Genomic DNA, 16,156 nt, shown 5'->3' on the forward strand with positions numbered 1-16,156 from the left:
GGTCGGCTCGGTAACCGGTGATCCAAGGGGATGGGTGAGAGCGCCGGAGGCGCGGCGAGTGCGCCGAAGGCGCCGGGCTTGCGCCGGGAGGCGCTTCGTTAGGGGCGTCTGAGCTGAGTGCGCGAAGCGCTCTCGGAGCGAAGTCCGTTGTTCGGGGTGGGCTCCCAACGGCCAGCCCGGTAAATGGGATTGGGGCGGGCGAGCCTGGTTGGGGGCGTCTGAGCTGAAGTGCGCGGAGCGCTCACGGGGCGAAGCCCGTTGTTCGGGGCGGGCCAGAGACGGCCCGCCCCGGTGACGGGTAACGGGTGGGTGGGTGGGGGCCGGCCTACTTCACACGTTCCGACGGCTGATGCCGAAGGGCCTCATACCCCGAGGGCTGAAGGAAGGCTGAGTTCCTGGAGGAACAGGGCCTCCGTTGTGGCGACTCGCCGGAGTTCCTCCAGGTCCACCCGCTCGTTCGGCGCGTGGATGGCCGCCTCCTCGTCCTCCGCCCCGAACAGCAGGATCTCGGCGGCGGGGAATTGGCGGAGGAGGGTGTTGACGAGGGGGATGGAGCCGCCGGCGCCGACGTCGCGGGGTGGGCGGCCGAAGGCGCGTTCCATGGCGCGGTTGAGGGCGGCGCGGGCCTTGCCGCCGGAGTCGGCCTGGTAGCCGGAGCCGACGGTGAAGTCGCCGAAGGCGACCTGGACGCCCCAGGGGGCGACTTGGCGGAGGAATTCGACGACGGCGTTGACGGTGGTCTTGGGGTCGCCGGCGGGTGGGACGCGGACGGTGACGCGGGCGCGGGCGGCCGGTTGGACGGCGTTGACGGCGCCGGACACGGTGGGGACGTCGAGGCCGGTGACGGTGATGGCGTAGGAGGACCAGAGCCGGTCGGCGAGGGTGCCGGAGCCGACGAGGTTGACGCCGTCGAGGACGCCGGCGGTGCGCCTGAATTCCTCCTCGGACGGTCCTTGTCCGAGGAAGGTGCCGCGGGGCAGGCCGGGGACGCGGATGTCGCCGTTGTCGTCGTGCAGGGAGGTGAGCATGCGCATGAGGGCGGCGAGCGCGTCGGGGGCGGCGCCGCCGAAGGAGCCGCTGTGGACGGCTTCGCGCAGGGTGCGGACCTCGATGGTGAAGGCGGCCATGCCGCGCAGCGAGGTGGTGACGGCGGGGTCGCCGACGCGGGGGTTGCCGGTGTCGGCGACGACGATGGCGTCGGCGCGCAGCAGGTCGGGGTTGCGTTCGACGAACGCTTCGAGGCGGTCGCCGGCGTATTCTTCCTGGCCTTCGATGATGACCTTGATGCCGACGGGGAACCGGCCCTGGAAGGTGCGCAGGGCGGTGATGTGGGAGATGATGCCGGACTTGTCGTCGGCGGTGCCGCGCCCGTAGAGGCGGCCGTCGATGAGGGTGGGCTCGAAGGGCGGCGTACGCCATGCGGCCGGGTCCCCCGCCGGCTGCACGTCGTAGTGCGCGTACAGGAGCACGGTGGGCATGCCGGGCGGCGCGGGGGCCTCGCCGTAGACGGCGGGGAAGCTGCCTTCGACGGCGACCTGCTGGACGCGGGGCAGGCCGGTGGAGCGCAGCAGGTCCTCGGTCATGGCGGCGGCGGCGAACACGGGCTCTTCCGGGTGCCCGGGGAAGGCCACGGAGGGGATGGCGGCGAGCCGCTTCAGCTCCTCGACGGCCTGTGGCATCGCGGCAGCGACTGCGCTCTCGATCTGGTCTGGAGTCACGGAGGGTCCCCCGGTTGTTTTCACCTATTCACTGCGATTCGTCTCATTGGATCACACCGGCCCTGTGCTGCGGGAACGAGGTGCGGGGCGGTCTTGACCCGCGCGCTAATCTACCTGCGGATTTCGTTGCTGTTACATAGCGGATCTGCGGATCCCGATTTTCTTGCAGAGTGCTGCGACCGATTCGCTTGGCAAAGATGCAGGTGAAGCGTCACACTGTGGCTAGTTCAGACACGAGGGAAGATAACCATGACGCAGCCGGAACACGACGTCCTCAAGGCCGCGCAGGACAACCTGTGGTTGCACTTCACCAGGCACAGCGCGTACCAGCAGTCCGAGATCCCGACCATCGTGCGCGGTGAGGGGTCCTACGTCTACGACATCCACGGCAAGCGCTACCTCGACGGTCTGGCCGGTCTGTTCGTGGTCCAGGTGGGCCACGGGCGGCAGGAGCTGGCCGAGGCCGCCGCCAAGCAGGCGCAGGAGCTGGCGTTCTTCCCGTTGTGGTCCTACGCCCACCCGAAGGCGGCGGAGCTGGCGCAGCGGCTGGCCGCGCACACCCCGGGCGAGCTGAACCGCGTCTTCTTCACCACGGGCGGCGGCGAGGCGGTGGAGACGGCCTGGAAGCTGGCCAAGCAGTACTACAAGCTGATCGGCAAGCCGCTCAAGCACAAGGTCATCAGCCGCCAGATCGCCTACCACGGCACCCCGCAGGGCGCGTTGTCGATCACCGGCATCCCGGCGTTCAAACAGATGTTCGAGCCGCTGGTGCCGGGCTCGATCCGGGTGCCGAACACCAACCACTACCGCGCCGACGAGATCACCGGCGTCAAGGGCATGTCGCCCGAGGAGTACGGCATCTGGGCGGCCGAGCGGGTGGCCCGCGCGATCGAGATGGAGGGCCCCGACACGGTGGCCGCCGTCTTCGCCGAGCCGGTCCAGAACGCGGGCGGCTGCTTCCCGCCGCCTCCCGGCTACTTCCAGCGGCTGCGCGAGATCTGCGACGAGTACGACGTCCTGCTCGTCTCGGACGAGGTCATCTGCGCGTTCGGCCGGCTCGGCACCATGTTCGGCGGCCAGAAGTTCGACTACGTGCCCGACATCATCACCTGTGCGAAGGGCATGACCAGCGGTTACTCCCCGATCGGGGCGATGATCGCGCACGAGCGGCTGTTCGAGCCGTTCAAGAGCGGCGACACGATGTTCGCTCACGGGTACACGTTCGGCGGCCATCCCGTCTCCGCCGCGGTGGCGCTGGCCAACCTCGACATCTTCGAGCGCGAGGACCTGCTCGGCCACGTCACGAGGAACGAGCCGCGTTTCAAGCAGACCCTCGACGATCTGCGCGACCTGCCGATCGTCGGCGACGTGCGCGGCTCGGGCTATTTCTGGGGCATCGAGCTGGTCAAGGACAAGACCACCAAGGAGACGTTCACGGCCGACGAGTCGGAGCGGCTGCTGCGCGGGTTCCTGTCGAAGGCGCTGTTCGACGCGGGCCTGTACTGCCGCGCCGACGACCGCGGCGACCCCGTCATCCAGCTCGCCCCCCCGCTGATCGCCGGGCAGAAGGAGTTCGACGAGATCGGAGCGATCCTCCGTGGCGTGCTCGCCGAAGCCTGGGCTCAGCTCTGACACCCCTCAATCCGGTACGACGGAGTGCCGGTTCCCGAAAGGATCCACCGCCATGAAGATCGGCGTTCCAGCCGAGGTCAAGAACCACGAGTATCGCGTCGCCGTCACCCCGGCCGGCGTGCACGAGCTGGTGCGCAACGGGCACGACGTCACCGTACAGCGGGGCGCCGGCCTGGGCTCGCAGATCACGGACGAGGAGTATCTCTCGGCCGGTGCCAAGATCCTGGACAGCGCCGACGCCGTCTGGGCCGAGGCGGACATGGTGCTCAAGGTGAAGGAGCCGATCGCCGAGGAGTACCACCGGCTGCGCGAGGGGCTGGTGCTGTTCACGTACCTGCACCTGGCCGCCTCCCGGCCGTGCACCGACGCGCTGCTGAGCGCGCGGACCACGGGCATCGCGTACGAGACGGTGCAGGTCGGCAACGCGCTGCCGTTGCTCGCCCCCATGTCGGAGGTGGCCGGTCGCCTGGCGCCGCAGGTGGGCGCGTACAACCTGATGCGCTTCAACGGCGGCAGGGGCATCCTGCCGGGCGGCGTGCCGGGCGTGGCGCCGGCGAAGGTGGTCGTGATCGGCGGCGGCGTGTCCGGGCTGAACGCCGCGCAGATCGCGGTCGGCATGGGCGCCGACGTCACCGTCCTCGACACGAACGTGGACCGGCTGCGCCACATCGACGCCATCTACCAGGGCCGGCTCAAGACGCTCGTGTCGACGGCGTACGCGATCGAGCAGGAGGTGCTGCAGGCGGACCTGGTCATCGGCGCGGTGCTGATCCCCGGCGCCAAGGCTCCCACGCTGGTCTCGAACGACCTGGTCAGCCGCATGAAGCCGGGCTCCGTGCTGGTGGACATCGCCATCGACCAGGGCGGCTGCTTCGAGGACTCGCGCCCGACGACGCACGCCGAGCCGACGTACAAGGTGCACGAGTCGGTCTTCTACTGCGTGGCGAACATGCCGGGCTCCGTGGCCAACACCTCCACCTACGCCCTGACCAACGCGACCCTCCCGTACGCGGTCAAGCTGGCCAACCTGGGCTGGCGGGATGCGATCAGGTCGGACGCGGGCCTGGCGGGCGGGCTCAACACGCACGGCGGCAGGCTGACGAACGAGCCGGTCGCGCAGGCGCTCGGCCTGCCGTACACGCCGGTGTCCGAGCTGGTGTGACGGCCGGTGTCGGAGCTGGCGTCCGAGCTGGTGTGACGAGGGTGCGGGCTCAGCGGGTGCCGGGCCGCCGGCGCAGGGTGCGGGCCTAGCGGATCCCGAGTCGCCAGCGCAGGTCGCGGGCGGTCACCAGGACGTGCTGGAGCTCCGCCGGGCTGGGCCAGGGCGCGCTGCCGGGCCGGACGAGCGCCCCGCGTACCGACGCGAGGTGCTCGATGGCGCTGGCGTGCGCGCCGCTGCGCTCCGCGAGCCAGGCCAGCACGTCGGAGTGGTCGTGCAGCGGCCTGGTCACCAGGTCCCAGGTGGCGAGCACCTCGGCGAGGTCGGCGACCCGCAGCTCGGCCTCGCCGCGGCGCGCGGTGGCCGCCGCGGCCAGCTCGGCGCGGGCGGTCAGCTCGGGCTCGGCGGGCCGGGCCCAGGAGGGCGGCGGCGGGTCGGCCAGCCACTTCTGTGCCTCGCCGTGCGCTCCGGCGACCGACAGCAGCCCGCCCAGCTCGACGGCGGCCCTGTGGTGCCCGGCCCGGGCCGCCTGGCGGAACCAGTGCTGCCCGCCCGCCAGGTCCCCGAACTCGGCGATGAGCAGCAGCCCGTAGTTGAACGCCGATTCGGCGTCCCCGCCGGCGGCCGCCCGCCCGAACCAGTGGCTGGCGGCCGCGGTGTCGTCCAGTTCCACACAGACGAACCCGGACATGCGCTGGTCGTAGGCGCGGCCGGCGTTCGCGGCCTGCTCGAACCAGGCGCGCGCGGCCCGCAGGTCACCCCGCGACAGGGCCACGCCGCCGAGCCGGGAGGCGGCGCCGGCGTGCTCGCTCCTGGCGGCCAGCCGGTAGTATGCCTCGGCGCCCTCCGGGTCGCGGCTGGCGTGCAGGTACAGGCCCAGGCAGTAGGCGGCGTCGGCGTGCCCGCCCCTGGCCGCGCACTCCCACCAGTGGACGGCCTCCGCGTCCTCGCCCGCGCAGTACGCCAGGAACCCCAGGTCGTGGGCCGAGGCCGCGTCGCCGCCCTCGGCCGCCCTGCGGTGCCATTCGCGGGCGTGCCCGGGATCGCCGGCGTCCTCGCACATCAGCGCCAGCCTGCGGGCGGCCGTCCTGGACCCAGCCATGGCCGCGCTCTCGAACCAGACCCTGGCCGCGCCGACGTCGCCGCGCTGCTCCAGCAGCAGGAGCGCCAGGTTCGTGGCGGCTTCGGCGTCGCCGGTGCTGGCGGCGGCCTCGTACCAGGTGACGGCGTCCTCCAGGCTGCCGTGTTTCTCGTGCCAGATGCCCAGGTTGTAGGCGCTGTCGACGTTGCCGCCCGCGGCGGCGCGCTCCCACCAGTGCCGGGCGGCCGCGCGGTCGCCGTGCTGGGCGAAGAGCTTGCCGAGCCGGTGCGCGGCCTGGGCGTCGCCCGCCTGCGCGGCGGCCATCAGCTCGGGCTCGTCACCCACGCGCGGCGCCGGTACGGACGGCACCCCCACCTCTCCTTGCCAGGACATGGCGACAGAGTGGCACGTGATCGCCCGATCGCGAACGGTAATCGCCGAAGCCTCTGGGACGAATGAGAGGAAGTCTCTAAGAGAACTGGATGAAGCCGGTGTACATGCCCATCCCGCAGACGTAGCGCAGCGAGCCCGCGGGCTGCGGCGGCAGCCGTACGGTGGCGGGGAGCGCGAGGTCGCGCCCGCCGATCGAGACGGTGTCGGTGCAGCCCCGGCCAGCGACCTTGAAGATCACCTCGACGGGCACGCCGGCCCGCGCGGTCACGATGGCGGGCCGGTAGCCCTCGCGGGTGGCCCACACGGTGACCGTCGTCGCGCCGGTCTCCGTGGTGGCGGGTGCGGCGGGGACGGCGAGCCAGCCGCCCAGGTTGACGCCGGCCGCCGCGGTCCACAGGCCGGCCCCCACGGCGACGACTCCGGCCCAGCGGGCCAGCCGGGTGCGGGAGACGCGCCGCAGCACGTACCCGAGCAGCGCGAACGCGGGTGCGGTGCCGGCCACGAACCCCGCCATGGCCGCGGCGCCCGCCAGCGGCGAGCCGCTGGAGACGGCGATCATCTCGACGCCGAGCGTCACCCCGCAGGGCACGAGGATGGTGGCCGCGCCGAGCAGCGGCGCCCGGTAGCGGGACGGCGGCGCGGGCTCGGGCGCGGTGCGGCACCGGCGCCGCATGAGCCGGATCGCGAAGCCGATCACGGTGATGCCGGCGATGACCAGCAGCACCGCCCTGGCCTGCGGCGGCAGGCTGACGGCCGAGCCGAGCAGCCCGAGCAGCGCCCCTGTCGTGGTGTACGAGGCCAGCCGCCCGGCCAGGAACCAGGCCACGAGCGCGGGGTCCCGCCCCTGGCGGCCGTCGGCGAGCCCCATGAGTAGCCCGCCCTGCGCCGCGGTGCACGTGGCGGTGCCGGCGACGAGGCCGGCGGCCACCCCGCCGGCCAGCAGGGTGAGGGTCTGCACGGTCAGCGGGCGGGCGCCAGGTCGTCGAGCGCGCCGCTCCTGGCGGCCTCGACGATGGAGCCGAGCTGATCGAGGCTCATCTCCACGCGCTGCCCGAAGTCGTCGACGATGACGACCCGGCGCTCGGCGGGGGCGGCCTCGTCGACGAACAGCTCGGGGCAGCCGCAACCGCACTGGCCGCAGAACTTGGCGATGGACCGCATCATCGTCCTCACTCTCTCTCGGGCCGTGTTACTCGCAAGGTAACGCGGGCTCCCGGATGCGGCCAGTGACAGTTGTCGCACTGATGGTGACGTTTAGGATGATCCGCCCCTGAGAACAGACATCCTTTCGAAGTACTCGTCGTCGGTCATCTCGCCGCGGGCGTACCGCTCGGCGAGGATCTGCTCGGCGGACGCCGTGGGCGAGGCGGCCTGGGCGGGCGCCCGGCGCGGCCCCCACCAGCCCCTTCGCCAGCTCAGCACGGCCAGCGCGATGAAGCCGACCCAGAGCAGGCCCCAGATGATCGGGAAAATCGGTGCTATGCCTCCGGCGGCGCCCCAGTGCGGGCCCGCCACGATCAGAGTGTCCATGTCTCCTCCTTGACGTGTACCTCAAGGGTCGCCGGAGGAGCCGCGCGGCGAATCGGACGGCGGGCGCTGCTCGCGCTGCGCCCGCCGGAGTGCTCAGGCGGGCCGGCCGTACGACAGCGGGGGTAGGGCGCCGGTGCGTTTCATCGTCCTCAGGACGGGGGCGGTCTCCAGCGTCTGGACGGCGTCGAGGGCGCTGACCCGCTCGGTGAGGTAGCGGTACAGGGCGGCGCTGTCGCGGCACAGGGCGGTGGCGAGCAGGTTCGCGGGGCCGGTGGTGACGGCGGCGAAGGCGATCTCGGGGTGGCCGGCCAGCGTCGTGGCCACGTCCAGCAGTGCGGACGGGCGTACGGACATCCACAGCCGGGCCTCGGAGCGGTAGCCGAGCAGCCTGGGGGAGTAGTCGAGCTGGACGTTGACCGCGCCGGACGCCCTGAGCAGGGCCAGGCGGCGCTTGACGGTGGCCTCCGACCAGCCGGTGGCCGCGGCCAGCTCGGCGTGGCCGGCCCGCCCGTCCCTGGCCAGCACGGCGGCGAGCCGGTGGTCCTCCTCCTTCAGGACGATCTCGCGGCGCTCGGCGGGCGGTGGGCGCAGCGCGTCGGCCTGCTCGGGCGTCAGCGCCGCCAGGCCCGGCCAGCCGTCGGGCAGCGCGAAGCCGCGCAGGAGCAGGTGCGCGGTCATGCCCAGCACGCGGGCGGTCCTCGGCAGCCGCTCCAGCAGGACCGGGTCGGGGGACTGGGTGAAGCAGGAGATCTCGGTGCCGCCGGACAGCAGGTGCACCCAGTACGCGTCCGGCCGCCTGGCCAGGGCCTCGGCGATGGCGGGGCCGGCGTCGGGGGTGCAGCGGACGCGGACGGTCCACGGCTCGTACCCGAGCAGCGCCCCGTCCACCCCGCCCACGACCCTGATCACCCCGCCCGCCACCAGCCTGCGGTAGCGGCGGGCCACGGTCTGCTCGGAGACGCCGAGCACGGCGGCGATCCTGGCGAACGGCGCGCGGCCGTCGAGCTGCAACGCGTGGATCAGGCCCCGGTCGATGGCGTCCAGTGTGGCGGATTCCATCGTCAAAGCGTATCCGGATGGAGGAAAACCGCCATCCCGACGCCAGAAGTGGGAGGCGGGCGGCCGGGCGGGCCAGCCTGGACGGCATGATCCTCGTGACTGGAGCCACCGGCAACGTCGGACGCCAGATCGTCCGCCAGCTCGTCGCCGCGGGCCACCCCGTACGCGCCCTGACCAGGAACCCGGGCACCGCCCGCCTCCCGCAGGCCGCGCAGGTCGTCAAGGGCGGCCTGGAGACCATCGACCAGTGCCTCGAAGGCGTGGAGTCCGTCTTCCTCATGTGGCCCTTCCACACGGCGGAGGCCGCCCCCGCGGTCGTCTCCGCCCTCGCCCGGCACGCCCGCCGCGTCGTCCTGCTCTCCTCGGGAGCGGTACGCGACCAGCCCGACTCCTTGGTGGGCCGCTCGCACCGCGAGCTGGAGCAGCGGGTCGAGCAGTCGGGCCTGGCCTGGACCACGCTGTGGCCCAGCACGTTCGCCGCGAACGCGCTGTGGTGGGCCGACCAGGTCCGCGCCGGCGACGTGGTGCGCGGCGCGTTCGGCGCGCTGCCGATGGCGATGCTGCACGAGAGCGACATCGCCGCCGTCGCCGTGCGGGCCCTCACCTCCGGCGGGCACGAGGGCGCCCGCTACGAGCTGACCGGCCCGGAGGTGCTGACCCAGGCCGAGCAGGTACGGATCCTCGGCCGGGCGCTCGGCCGCCCGCTGCGCTGGCAGGAGCTCACCCGGGAGGAGGAGCGGCGGCGGCTGCTGGCCGACGACGGCTTCCCCGACGCGTTCGTGGACGAGCTGCTCGACGGCTACGCCCGCATGCTCGACGGCCCGCCGCCGGCCCTGACGAGCACGGTCGAGGAGGTCACGGGCCGCCCGCCGCGCACCTTCGCGCAGTGGGCGGCCGACCACGCGGCCGACTTCCGGTGACTAGGCCTATGATCGGGCCGGTGATCCGGCCGGTGATCAGCGCAGGCAGAACTCGTTGCCTTCGGGGTCGGCCAGCACCGTCCAGTCGTCGTGGGTGCGCACCAGCTCGGCCCCGAGCCCGAGCAGCCGCTCCATCTCGGCGTCGGGGTCGTCGGCCCGCAGGTCGAGGTGGAGCCGGTTCTTGACGATCTTGCGTTCGGGCACCCGCTGGAACCACAGCCGCACCGGGCCGCCCTCGACGAGCACGGTCGGGTCGTCCTCGGGGTCGTCGACGCCGATGGAGCGCAGGCGGGCCAGCTCGGCCTCGTCGTAGGGCGCCACCTCGTACGCGTCGAGCGCCGCCGCCCAGAACCGCGCCAGCGACGCCGGATGCCGGCAGTCGATCACCACGTCACGCAGCTCGACCATCAGGTTTCCTCGCCTCGATCAGGAACCGGGCGGAGTGGGCCACGAACGGCCCCTCCGCCTCGATCCGCTCGTGCAGTGCGCGCAGCTTCCCGGAGAAGCGCTCCACCGAGAACCCGGGCACGATCCAGATCACCTTCCGCAGGAAGTAGATGACGGCCCCGATGTCGCCGAACTCCATGCGCAGCCGCTCGGAGCGCAGGTCCACCACCTCCAGCCCGGCGGCCTGCGCCGCGGCCCGGGCGCGGGCGGGGTCGCGGTGGCCGGCGTCGTGGGGGCCGAGGAAGTGCTCCGACAGCTCGTACACGCTGCCGGGCCCGACCTGCTGGGAGAAGTAGGAGCCGCCGGGGCGCAGCACGCGGGCGATCTCCGCCCACCACGTGGCCACCGGATGGCGGCTGGTGACCAGGTCGAAGGCCGCGTCGGCGAACGGCAGGCGCGGCTCCTCGTCGTCGGCCACCACCCACGCGCCGCGCGGGCGCAGCCGGGAGGCGGCCAGCCGCAGGTTGGGCGGCCAGGACTCGGTGGCCACGGTCACCGGCGGCAGCGCGGGCAGCCCGGCCAGGATCTCGCCGCCGCCGGTCTGGATGTCGAGGGCGGCCGACGCCCGCGCCATGCGCTCGCCCAGGAGCCGGGCGTATCCCCAGGAGGGCCGCTCCTCGGTGGCCCGCCCGTCGAGCCAGGAGAAGTCCCAGCCGTCGACCGGCACGGTGGCGGCCTCGCGGACCAGATCGTCGTACGTGCGCCCCATGCTCCGACCATGTCAGCGGCCGGGGCCGGAGATCAACCACATTTCTTTCACGCGAGGCGGGCCCGGATCGCGGCGCGATCGATGCCGAGCTGGTCGACGAGCTGCGCGACGGGGTCGGGGCTCTTCTGGGCGAGCAGGCCGAGCGCCAGGTGCCGGGGCACCTCGGCGTCCCTGGTCTTGACGGTCGTGGCCTTGATGGCCTGGTTGAGCACGGCCCTGGCGCTGGAGGTCAGCGCGGTGGCGGGGACGGCCGGGTGCTTGCGCGGCGTGTCGGGCAGCTCGCCCACCTCCAGCCCCAGCATGCGCAGCGCGGCGCGGTCGAGCTGCTCCAGCGCGGCGCGGGCGGCGGCCAGGTCGACGCCGAGCGCCCGCGCCGCCTCGTCGTGGTGCAGGAGGCCGAGCAGCAGGTGCTCGGTGCCCAGCCGCCGGTCGCCGCGCAGCCTGGCCTCCTCGAACGCGGCCTTGACGATCACCGTCACCGAGCTCTTCTGCCTGCCGAACATCGTCAGCCCCCTCATTTCCCGTATTTGGCGTGCACCGACTGCCGTGACATGCCGAGCGCGTCGCCGATCTGCTCCCAGGTCCAGCCCTGCTCCCTGGCCAGTGCCACGGACACCGCCTCGACCTGCTCGGCCAGCCGGTGCAGCGCTCCGACCGCGCGCAGGCCCATGGCGGGGTCGTTGGCGCGGATCCGCTCGGTCAGCTCTGTAACGTCCACGTTTGTCAGGCTAGATTGACAAGCGCGATTTTGTCAATCTAGCCTGACAGGCATGGAAGATGTGCTGATCGTGGGGGCGGGCCCCGTCGGGCTGATGCTCGCGTGCGAGCTGTGCCTGGCCGGCGTGCGCCCCGTCGTGCTGGAGAAGAGAGACGAGCCGAGCGGCCTGCCCAAGGCCAACGGCATCGGCGGCCAGATCGTCGACTTACTCGACCACCGCGGGCTGCTGGAGCGCTTCAGCGCGGGCAGCCCGTTCGCGGGCCGGGCCACCGGCTTCCCGTTCGCCGGGGTGCCGCTGCGCTTCGAGGGCATCGACGACATCCCGTTCAAGCTGATGCTCATCCAGCAGCCGCACCTGGAGCGGCTGCTGGCCGAGCGGGCGCGCGAGCTCGGCGTCGAGATCAGGCGCGGCAGCGAGGTGACCTCGCTGACGCAGGACGAGGAAGGAGTGACGCTCGGCACCGGGGACACCGAGCTGCGCGCCCGGTACGTCGTCGGCTGCGACGGCGCCCGCAGCGGCGTACGCGAGTGGGCCGGGATCGCCTTCCCCGGCACGACCGACGAGGAAGGGCTGCTCATCGGCCACTTCAAGGCCGACATCAAGGTCTTCGACAGCCTGGAGGGCGACGGCCTCCAGCCCGGCTGGAACCGCACCCCGCACGGCCGCGTGCTGCTCACCTCGCTGCGCGACGGCGTGCTCATCGCCGGCGTCCGCGAGCCCGCCACGCTCCCCGACGGCCCCGTCACCCTCGACGACTTCCGCGCCGCCGTGCGCCGCGTCCTCGGCAGGGACGTCCCGCTCGGGGAGCCGATCTGGCTGTCCAGCACGCTCTCCCAGGCCCGGCTGGCCGACCGGTACCGGGCCGGGCGGGTGTTCGTGGCCGGGGACGCCGCGCACCTGTTCCCGGCCGGCGGCTCGGCGCTCAACGTGGGCATGACGGACGCCGTCAACCTCGCCTGGAAGCTGGCCGCCGTGCTGCGGGGGCGCATGCCGGCCGCCCTGCTCGACACGTACGAGAGCGAACGCCGGCCGATCGGGGCCCGCACCCTCATGCAGACCCGCGCCCAGGCGGCCGTCGACCGCGTGGAGGGCGAGAACGGCCAGGCGCTGCGCGACCTGCTCGGCGAGATCTTCGCCTTCGAGGAGCCCACCCGGCACGTGGCCCGGCTGCTGCACGACTCGGGCCTCGCCTACGGCTCACCGGACCACCCGCTGACCGGCCGGTTCGTCCCCGACCTGAAGCTGTCGGACGGCCGCCGCGTCGCCGACCTGATGCACGCGGCCCGCCCGCTCCTCCTCGACCTCGGCGGCGGCGCCAACCTGGAGGACGACTGGATCGACGTGGTGCACACCCGCTGCGCCGACGCCCCCGCCGACGCCCTCCTGATCCGCCCGGACGGCTACGTGGCCTGGGCGGGCACGGGCGGCACGGACGGCCTGGCGGAGGCCGTGTCCACCTGGTTCACTCCAGGAAAGTCCTAGGCGAGGTCGTCCCGGTGCGGCGCGTACATGGTCTCCAGATCGACGAGGTGAACCCGTCCATCGGCGGCGGCCGCCTTGAGATCGGACGGAAATCCGGTCTTGGAGAACAGCGCCGGCCTGGCCTGCTCCGCATCCCAGCCCAAGCCTGTGAGAAGGTCGCGGATGTGCTCAAGCCGGCGGAGGTCCGCCATCGTGCGGGCCTTGCCGGTGCACTTGGCCTCCCCGAGGAGGGTGATCCGCGCGCCCTTCGACCTGGCCTGAGCGGTCCGGCTGATGGCCACGACGTCCACCTCGTGACCACGGTGCTCGCGGCAGGCGACCTCGGTCGTGCCGACCTGTCCGATGTCGTCGAGGCCGGTCTCCGCGCCGTACCAGCGGACCCACGCGCGGGCGGCCTCCTCGAAGTGCGGGCCGAGGATCTTGTCGGAGAAGGTTTTGCGTGAGCGGTCCCACACGTCCCGGGCGTGACGCAGTTCGAGAGCGCTGATATTCGGCTGGACGATCAGGTTGTGGAACCGTACGGCGGGGTCGGCGATGGTGATCGTGGGCCGGCGCTGCCTTAGCAGGTCCTGCTCGCTGCGGATGAAGCCGCCGTCACGCATGACATTGAGGTGATATGTGAGCGCCTTGGCGTCCATGCCGACCAGACCGCCGATCTGCGTGGGCGACGTCGCTCCCATGGCGACCGCCCACCAGATCGCGTTGTAGATGGCGCGATCACGGATGCGTGGGTCCTCCGCCAACAGGTAGTCGGGCTCGGTGAACAGGATGTGGGAGGGGTTGAGGATGCTGTGCTCCAGCCAGCGGAAGAACCCTTCCTCGCCCGGGGCGGGCGCATCACCGACGATGTCGCGATACCCCGGAGCGCCACCCAGCACCGCGTCGATGAGGAAGGCGGTCTGCGGTGGCGCGTTCCAGTAGTCGGCCGCGTCACGGAAGCGGAAGGGGCCTATGCGCAGATCGAGCACCGCACGTCCGCGTAGAGCCTGGTCGCCGGCCAGGAGGGTGGACATGATGGAGATCGCCGAGCCGCACAGGATGAGCTTGAAGGGCGGGTGCCCCTTGCGGGGCCCACGTCTGTCGTAGAGTGCCTGGATGGCCGAGGGCAACTCCGGGGAGTGGTCGATCAGGTACGGGAACTCGTCCAGTACCAGCAGGGGAGGATGGGTGCCCGGCCTGTGGGACAGCGCGTCCACGGCTGTGTCCAGTGCCGTCACCCAGTCCTGGAAAGTGCCGAGCCGGTAACCCAGGGACTGGGACAGGAAGTCGGAGAAGCGGGCCAGCGCCATGGCCCTGCTCTGCCTGAGCGCCACGGTGTAGACCCCGTTGACCGCATCGCACAGATGCTCGAGCAGGAAGGACTTGCCGTGGCGGCGACGCCCGCGCACCACGCCGATGCGGACCCCCGGCGCGCGATCACCCACGAATCGGACCAGATCGTCCCACTCGTGGTGGCGATCGAACACCCCGTCGGGCTTGATGACTTCCACGTCGCTCAGGTTAACCAAAATCCAGTTAGGTCAACTGCATTTCGGCTAACCTTCACAGCCAGCCCGGCTTGACCAGGCCCGACTCGTAGGCGATGACGACGAGCTGGGCGCGGTCGCGGGCGTGCAGTTTCATCATGGCCCGGCTCACGTGCGTCTTCGCCGTCGCCGGCGACATGAACAGCTTGGCCGCGATCTCGTCGTTCGTCATGCCGGTGCCGACCAGGGCGAGCACCTCGCGTTCGCGGTCGGTGAGCTGGTCGAGGCCGTCGGCGATGACGGGCTCCTTGGCGCGGGAGGCGTACTCGGCGATGAGGCGGCGGGTGACGCTGGGCGACAGCAGCGCCTCGCCGGCCGCGACCACCCGGACGGCCTGGATGAGCTCGGCCGGTTCGGTGTCCTTGACGAGGAAGCCGCTGGCGCCGCCGCGCAGCGCCTCGAAGACGTACTCGTCGAGCTCGAACGTGGTCAGGATGATGATGTGCGGCCCCGGCGGCATCTGGCGGGTGGCGGTCAGGCCGTCGGTGCCGGGCATGCGGATGTCCATGAGCACGACGTCCGGCCGGTGCTCGGCCGCCAGCCGGACGGCCTGCGCGCCGTCGGACGCCTCGGCGACCACGGTCATGTCCGGCTGGGCGTCGAGCAGCGCCTTGAAGCCCGCGCGGACCAGCGCCTGGTCGTCCGCCAGCAGAACCTTGATCATGACCTCTCCTCGGGTAGGGGCAGCCGGGCCTCGACCTGGAAGCCGGGGCCGGACGGCCCGGCGACCAGTGTGCCGCCAAGCGCGGAGGCCCGCTCGCGCATGCCGGGGATGCCGTTGCCGCTGCCGGACTCGGCCAGCGCGCCGGGGGTGCCGGAGCCGGTGTCGGTGACGCGTACGACGAGCTCCCGCTCGCCGTACTCCAGCCGCACGCTCACCCGCGCGCCCGGCGCGTGCCGGGCGGCGTTCGTCAGCGACTCCTGGACGATCCGGTACGCCGCCCGCTCCACCTGAGGCGGCAGCGGCCGGGAGCCGACGCGTTTGAGCGCCACGTCGAGCCCCGAGCGTTCGATGAGCTCGTCGAGCCGGTCGAGCCCGGCCGTGGGGGAGCGGGGGGCGCCCTCGCGCAGCACGTTCAGGACCGAGCGCAGCTCGCCGAGCACTTCCTTGGAGGCGGTCTTGATCGTGGCCAGGGCGGTCCGCGCCTGTTCGGGGTTGTCGTCGATGAGGTGCAGCGCGGTCGAGGCCTGGACGTGGATGAGCGAGATGTTGTGCGCCAGCACGTCGTGCAGCTCCTGCGCCATCGTCAGCCGCTCCTCGCTGGCCTGCCGCCTGGCCTCCTCCTCCTCGACGCGCTCCCGCTCGGCCCGGCGCTCCTTGACGGTCTTGACCAGCTCGGCCACGACCATCAGCAGCATGACGGAGGTCAGGATCCACACGCTGTGGAACAGGTCGCGTTTGCCGACCGCCCAGGCGTAGGTCAGGATCGACAGCAGCGACATCGCGGCCATCACCCAGGCCATCAGCCTCCTGCCGCGCAGCACCAGCAGCACGAGCAGCACGCCGGGGCTGACGAAGCTGGGGCCGTAGGCGTACCCGCCGATCAGGAAGAGGTCGGAGGCGAGCAGCGCGGCGGCGGTGGTCAGCAGCGGGAAGCGGCGGTGCAGCAGCACGGCCAGCGGGCCGACCAGCAGCAGCGCGTAGCCGTAGGGGTCGAGTGCCTCCCGCTCCGCGCGCTGCCCCCATGAGGCGCCCCGGCCGATCACCTGCTGGGCGACCGCGACGATCAGGGCGAGGTAGGGGTCGAAGCCGTGTTTCCCGCGCACGCCCCTCACGCTAG

At 72.3% G+C, this 16,156-nt stretch carries 17 protein-coding genes; 4 read left to right on the plus strand and 13 right to left on the minus strand.

Annotated elements, in window-relative coordinates:
• Positions 1-362 precede the first annotated feature (362 nt).
• Positions 363-1,718 (minus strand): dipeptidase, encoded by a 1,356-nt coding sequence (locus KIS93_RS40070; protein WP_080042766.1) that lies wholly within the window; start codon positions 1,716-1,718, stop codon positions 363-365.
• 249 nt (positions 1,719-1,967) lie between these two features.
• Here KIS93_RS40070 and KIS93_RS40075 point away from each other — a divergent pair, with 249 nt between their 5' ends.
• Together KIS93_RS40075 and ald are read left to right on the plus strand one after the other, a co-directional pair.
• Entirely contained in the window at positions 1,968-3,350 is a 1,383-nt protein-coding gene (locus KIS93_RS40075; protein ID WP_080042765.1) for an aspartate aminotransferase family protein, read from the plus strand.
• A gap of 52 nt (positions 3,351-3,402) precedes the next feature.
• Positions 3,403-4,512, plus strand: coding sequence for an alanine dehydrogenase (gene ald / locus KIS93_RS40080; protein ID WP_080042764.1), 1,110 nt, complete (start codon positions 3,403-3,405; stop codon positions 4,510-4,512).
• Between the two features lie 85 nt (positions 4,513-4,597).
• Here the strand turns inward: ald and KIS93_RS40085 are convergent, their stop codons facing one another.
• From KIS93_RS40085 to KIS93_RS40105, 5 genes are all read right to left on the minus strand, one after another.
• A complete protein-coding gene (locus KIS93_RS40085) occupies positions 4,598-5,983 on the minus strand; it encodes a tetratricopeptide repeat protein (RefSeq protein ID WP_080042763.1) in 1,386 nt (461 codons plus the stop codon).
• A gap of 76 nt (positions 5,984-6,059) precedes the next feature.
• Positions 6,060-6,941 carry an urease accessory protein UreH domain-containing protein gene (locus tag KIS93_RS40090; protein ID WP_222107728.1) on the minus strand — a complete coding sequence of 294 codons (882 nt, stop codon included), beginning with the start codon at positions 6,939-6,941 and terminating at the stop codon, positions 6,060-6,062.
• A 2-nt stretch (positions 6,942-6,943) separates the two neighbouring features.
• Complete coding sequence (locus KIS93_RS40095) at positions 6,944-7,147, minus strand: hypothetical protein (protein ID WP_080042762.1); 204 nt, start codon at positions 7,145-7,147, stop codon at positions 6,944-6,946.
• A gap of 90 nt (positions 7,148-7,237) precedes the next feature.
• Complete coding sequence (locus KIS93_RS40100; RefSeq protein ID WP_080042761.1) at positions 7,238-7,513, minus strand: SHOCT domain-containing protein; 276 nt, start codon at positions 7,511-7,513, stop codon at positions 7,238-7,240.
• A gap of 93 nt (positions 7,514-7,606) precedes the next feature.
• Positions 7,607-8,572 (minus strand): Lrp/AsnC family transcriptional regulator, encoded by a 966-nt coding sequence (locus KIS93_RS40105; protein WP_080042760.1) that lies wholly within the window; start codon positions 8,570-8,572, stop codon positions 7,607-7,609.
• A gap of 86 nt (positions 8,573-8,658) precedes the next feature.
• On the opposite strand from KIS93_RS40105, the gene KIS93_RS40110 reads away from it, so the two are divergent.
• On the plus strand, positions 8,659-9,492 hold the full coding sequence (locus KIS93_RS40110) for an SDR family oxidoreductase (protein ID WP_080042759.1): 834 nt from the start codon (positions 8,659-8,661) through the stop codon (positions 9,490-9,492).
• Positions 9,493-9,528: 36 nt separating this feature from the next.
• Here KIS93_RS40110 and KIS93_RS40115 read toward each other — a convergent pair whose 3' ends face one another.
• Genes KIS93_RS40115 through KIS93_RS40130 form a run of 4 tightly spaced genes read right to left on the minus strand, consistent with a single transcriptional unit; the run spans position 9,529 to position 11,366 of the window.
• On the minus strand, positions 9,529-9,900 hold the full coding sequence (locus KIS93_RS40115) for a VOC family protein (protein ID WP_080042758.1): 372 nt from the start codon (positions 9,898-9,900) through the stop codon (positions 9,529-9,531).
• Positions 9,884-10,648 (minus strand): class I SAM-dependent methyltransferase, encoded by a 765-nt coding sequence (locus KIS93_RS40120; RefSeq protein ID WP_080042757.1) that lies wholly within the window; start codon positions 10,646-10,648, stop codon positions 9,884-9,886. The genes KIS93_RS40115 and KIS93_RS40120 overlap by 17 nt, the downstream gene beginning before the upstream one ends.
• 47 nt (positions 10,649-10,695) lie before the next feature.
• Positions 10,696-11,166, minus strand: coding sequence for a Clp protease N-terminal domain-containing protein (locus tag KIS93_RS40125; RefSeq protein ID WP_230465572.1), 471 nt, complete (start codon positions 11,164-11,166; stop codon positions 10,696-10,698).
• Positions 11,163-11,366 (minus strand): helix-turn-helix domain-containing protein, encoded by a 204-nt coding sequence (locus KIS93_RS40130; RefSeq protein WP_080042755.1) that lies wholly within the window; start codon positions 11,364-11,366, stop codon positions 11,163-11,165. The genes KIS93_RS40125 and KIS93_RS40130 overlap by 4 nt, the downstream gene beginning before the upstream one ends.
• Positions 11,367-11,418: 52 nt before the next feature.
• On the opposite strand from KIS93_RS40130, the gene KIS93_RS40135 reads away from it, so the two are divergent.
• A complete protein-coding gene (locus tag KIS93_RS40135; RefSeq protein ID WP_080042754.1) occupies positions 11,419-12,849 on the plus strand; it encodes an FAD-dependent oxidoreductase in 1,431 nt (476 codons plus the stop codon).
• On the opposite strand, the gene KIS93_RS40140 is transcribed toward KIS93_RS40135, so the two are convergent.
• The 3 genes from KIS93_RS40140 to KIS93_RS40150 are packed head-to-tail and all read right to left on the minus strand — an operon-like array spanning position 12,846 to position 16,142.
• Positions 12,846-14,339, minus strand: coding sequence for an ATP-binding protein (locus KIS93_RS40140; protein WP_080042753.1), 1,494 nt, complete (start codon positions 14,337-14,339; stop codon positions 12,846-12,848). The two genes, KIS93_RS40135 and KIS93_RS40140, sit on opposite strands and share 4 nt — an antisense overlap.
• A gap of 52 nt (positions 14,340-14,391) precedes the next feature.
• Positions 14,392-15,039: a response regulator transcription factor gene (locus KIS93_RS40145; protein ID WP_080042752.1), complete on the minus strand. Its 648-nt coding sequence runs from the start codon at positions 15,037-15,039 to the stop codon at positions 14,392-14,394.
• Positions 15,036-16,142, minus strand: coding sequence for a sensor histidine kinase (locus tag KIS93_RS40150; RefSeq protein WP_080042751.1), 1,107 nt, complete (start codon positions 16,140-16,142; stop codon positions 15,036-15,038). The genes KIS93_RS40145 and KIS93_RS40150 overlap by 4 nt, the downstream gene beginning before the upstream one ends.
• Between the last annotated feature and the right edge of the window lie 14 nt (positions 16,143-16,156).

Source organism: [Actinomadura] parvosata subsp. kistnae, from assembly GCF_900323885.1.
In the GTDB taxonomy this organism is placed as follows: Bacteria; Actinomycetota; Actinomycetes; order Streptosporangiales; family Streptosporangiaceae; genus Nonomuraea; species Nonomuraea composti.

Excerpts from the sequence above, each read along its gene's own strand:
- KIS93_RS40075 (WP_080042765.1), top strand. The coding sequence starts at position 1,968 with ATGACGCAGCCGGAACACGACGTCCTCAAGGCCGCGCAGGACAACCTG.
- ald (WP_080042764.1), top strand. The coding sequence starts at position 3,403 with ATGAAGATCGGCGTTCCAGCCGAGGTCAAGAACCACGAGTATCGCGTC.
- KIS93_RS40085 (WP_080042763.1), bottom strand. The coding sequence starts at position 5,983 with ATGTCCTGGCAAGGAGAGGTGGGGGTGCCGTCCGTACCGGCGCCGCGC.
- KIS93_RS40095 (WP_080042762.1), bottom strand. The coding sequence starts at position 7,147 with ATGATGCGGTCCATCGCCAAGTTCTGCGGCCAGTGCGGTTGCGGCTGC.
- KIS93_RS40100 (WP_080042761.1), bottom strand. The coding sequence starts at position 7,513 with ATGGACACTCTGATCGTGGCGGGCCCGCACTGGGGCGCCGCCGGAGGC.
- KIS93_RS40105 (WP_080042760.1), bottom strand. The coding sequence starts at position 8,572 with ATGGAATCCGCCACACTGGACGCCATCGACCGGGGCCTGATCCACGCG.
- KIS93_RS40110 (WP_080042759.1), top strand. The coding sequence starts at position 8,659 with ATGATCCTCGTGACTGGAGCCACCGGCAACGTCGGACGCCAGATCGTC.
- KIS93_RS40115 (WP_080042758.1), bottom strand. The coding sequence starts at position 9,900 with ATGGTCGAGCTGCGTGACGTGGTGATCGACTGCCGGCATCCGGCGTCG.
- KIS93_RS40120 (WP_080042757.1), bottom strand. The coding sequence starts at position 10,648 with ATGGGGCGCACGTACGACGATCTGGTCCGCGAGGCCGCCACCGTGCCG.
- KIS93_RS40125 (WP_230465572.1), bottom strand. The coding sequence starts at position 11,166 with ATGAGGGGGCTGACGATGTTCGGCAGGCAGAAGAGCTCGGTGACGGTG.
- KIS93_RS40135 (WP_080042754.1), top strand. The coding sequence starts at position 11,419 with ATGGAAGATGTGCTGATCGTGGGGGCGGGCCCCGTCGGGCTGATGCTC.
- KIS93_RS40145 (WP_080042752.1), bottom strand. The coding sequence starts at position 15,039 with ATGATCAAGGTTCTGCTGGCGGACGACCAGGCGCTGGTCCGCGCGGGC.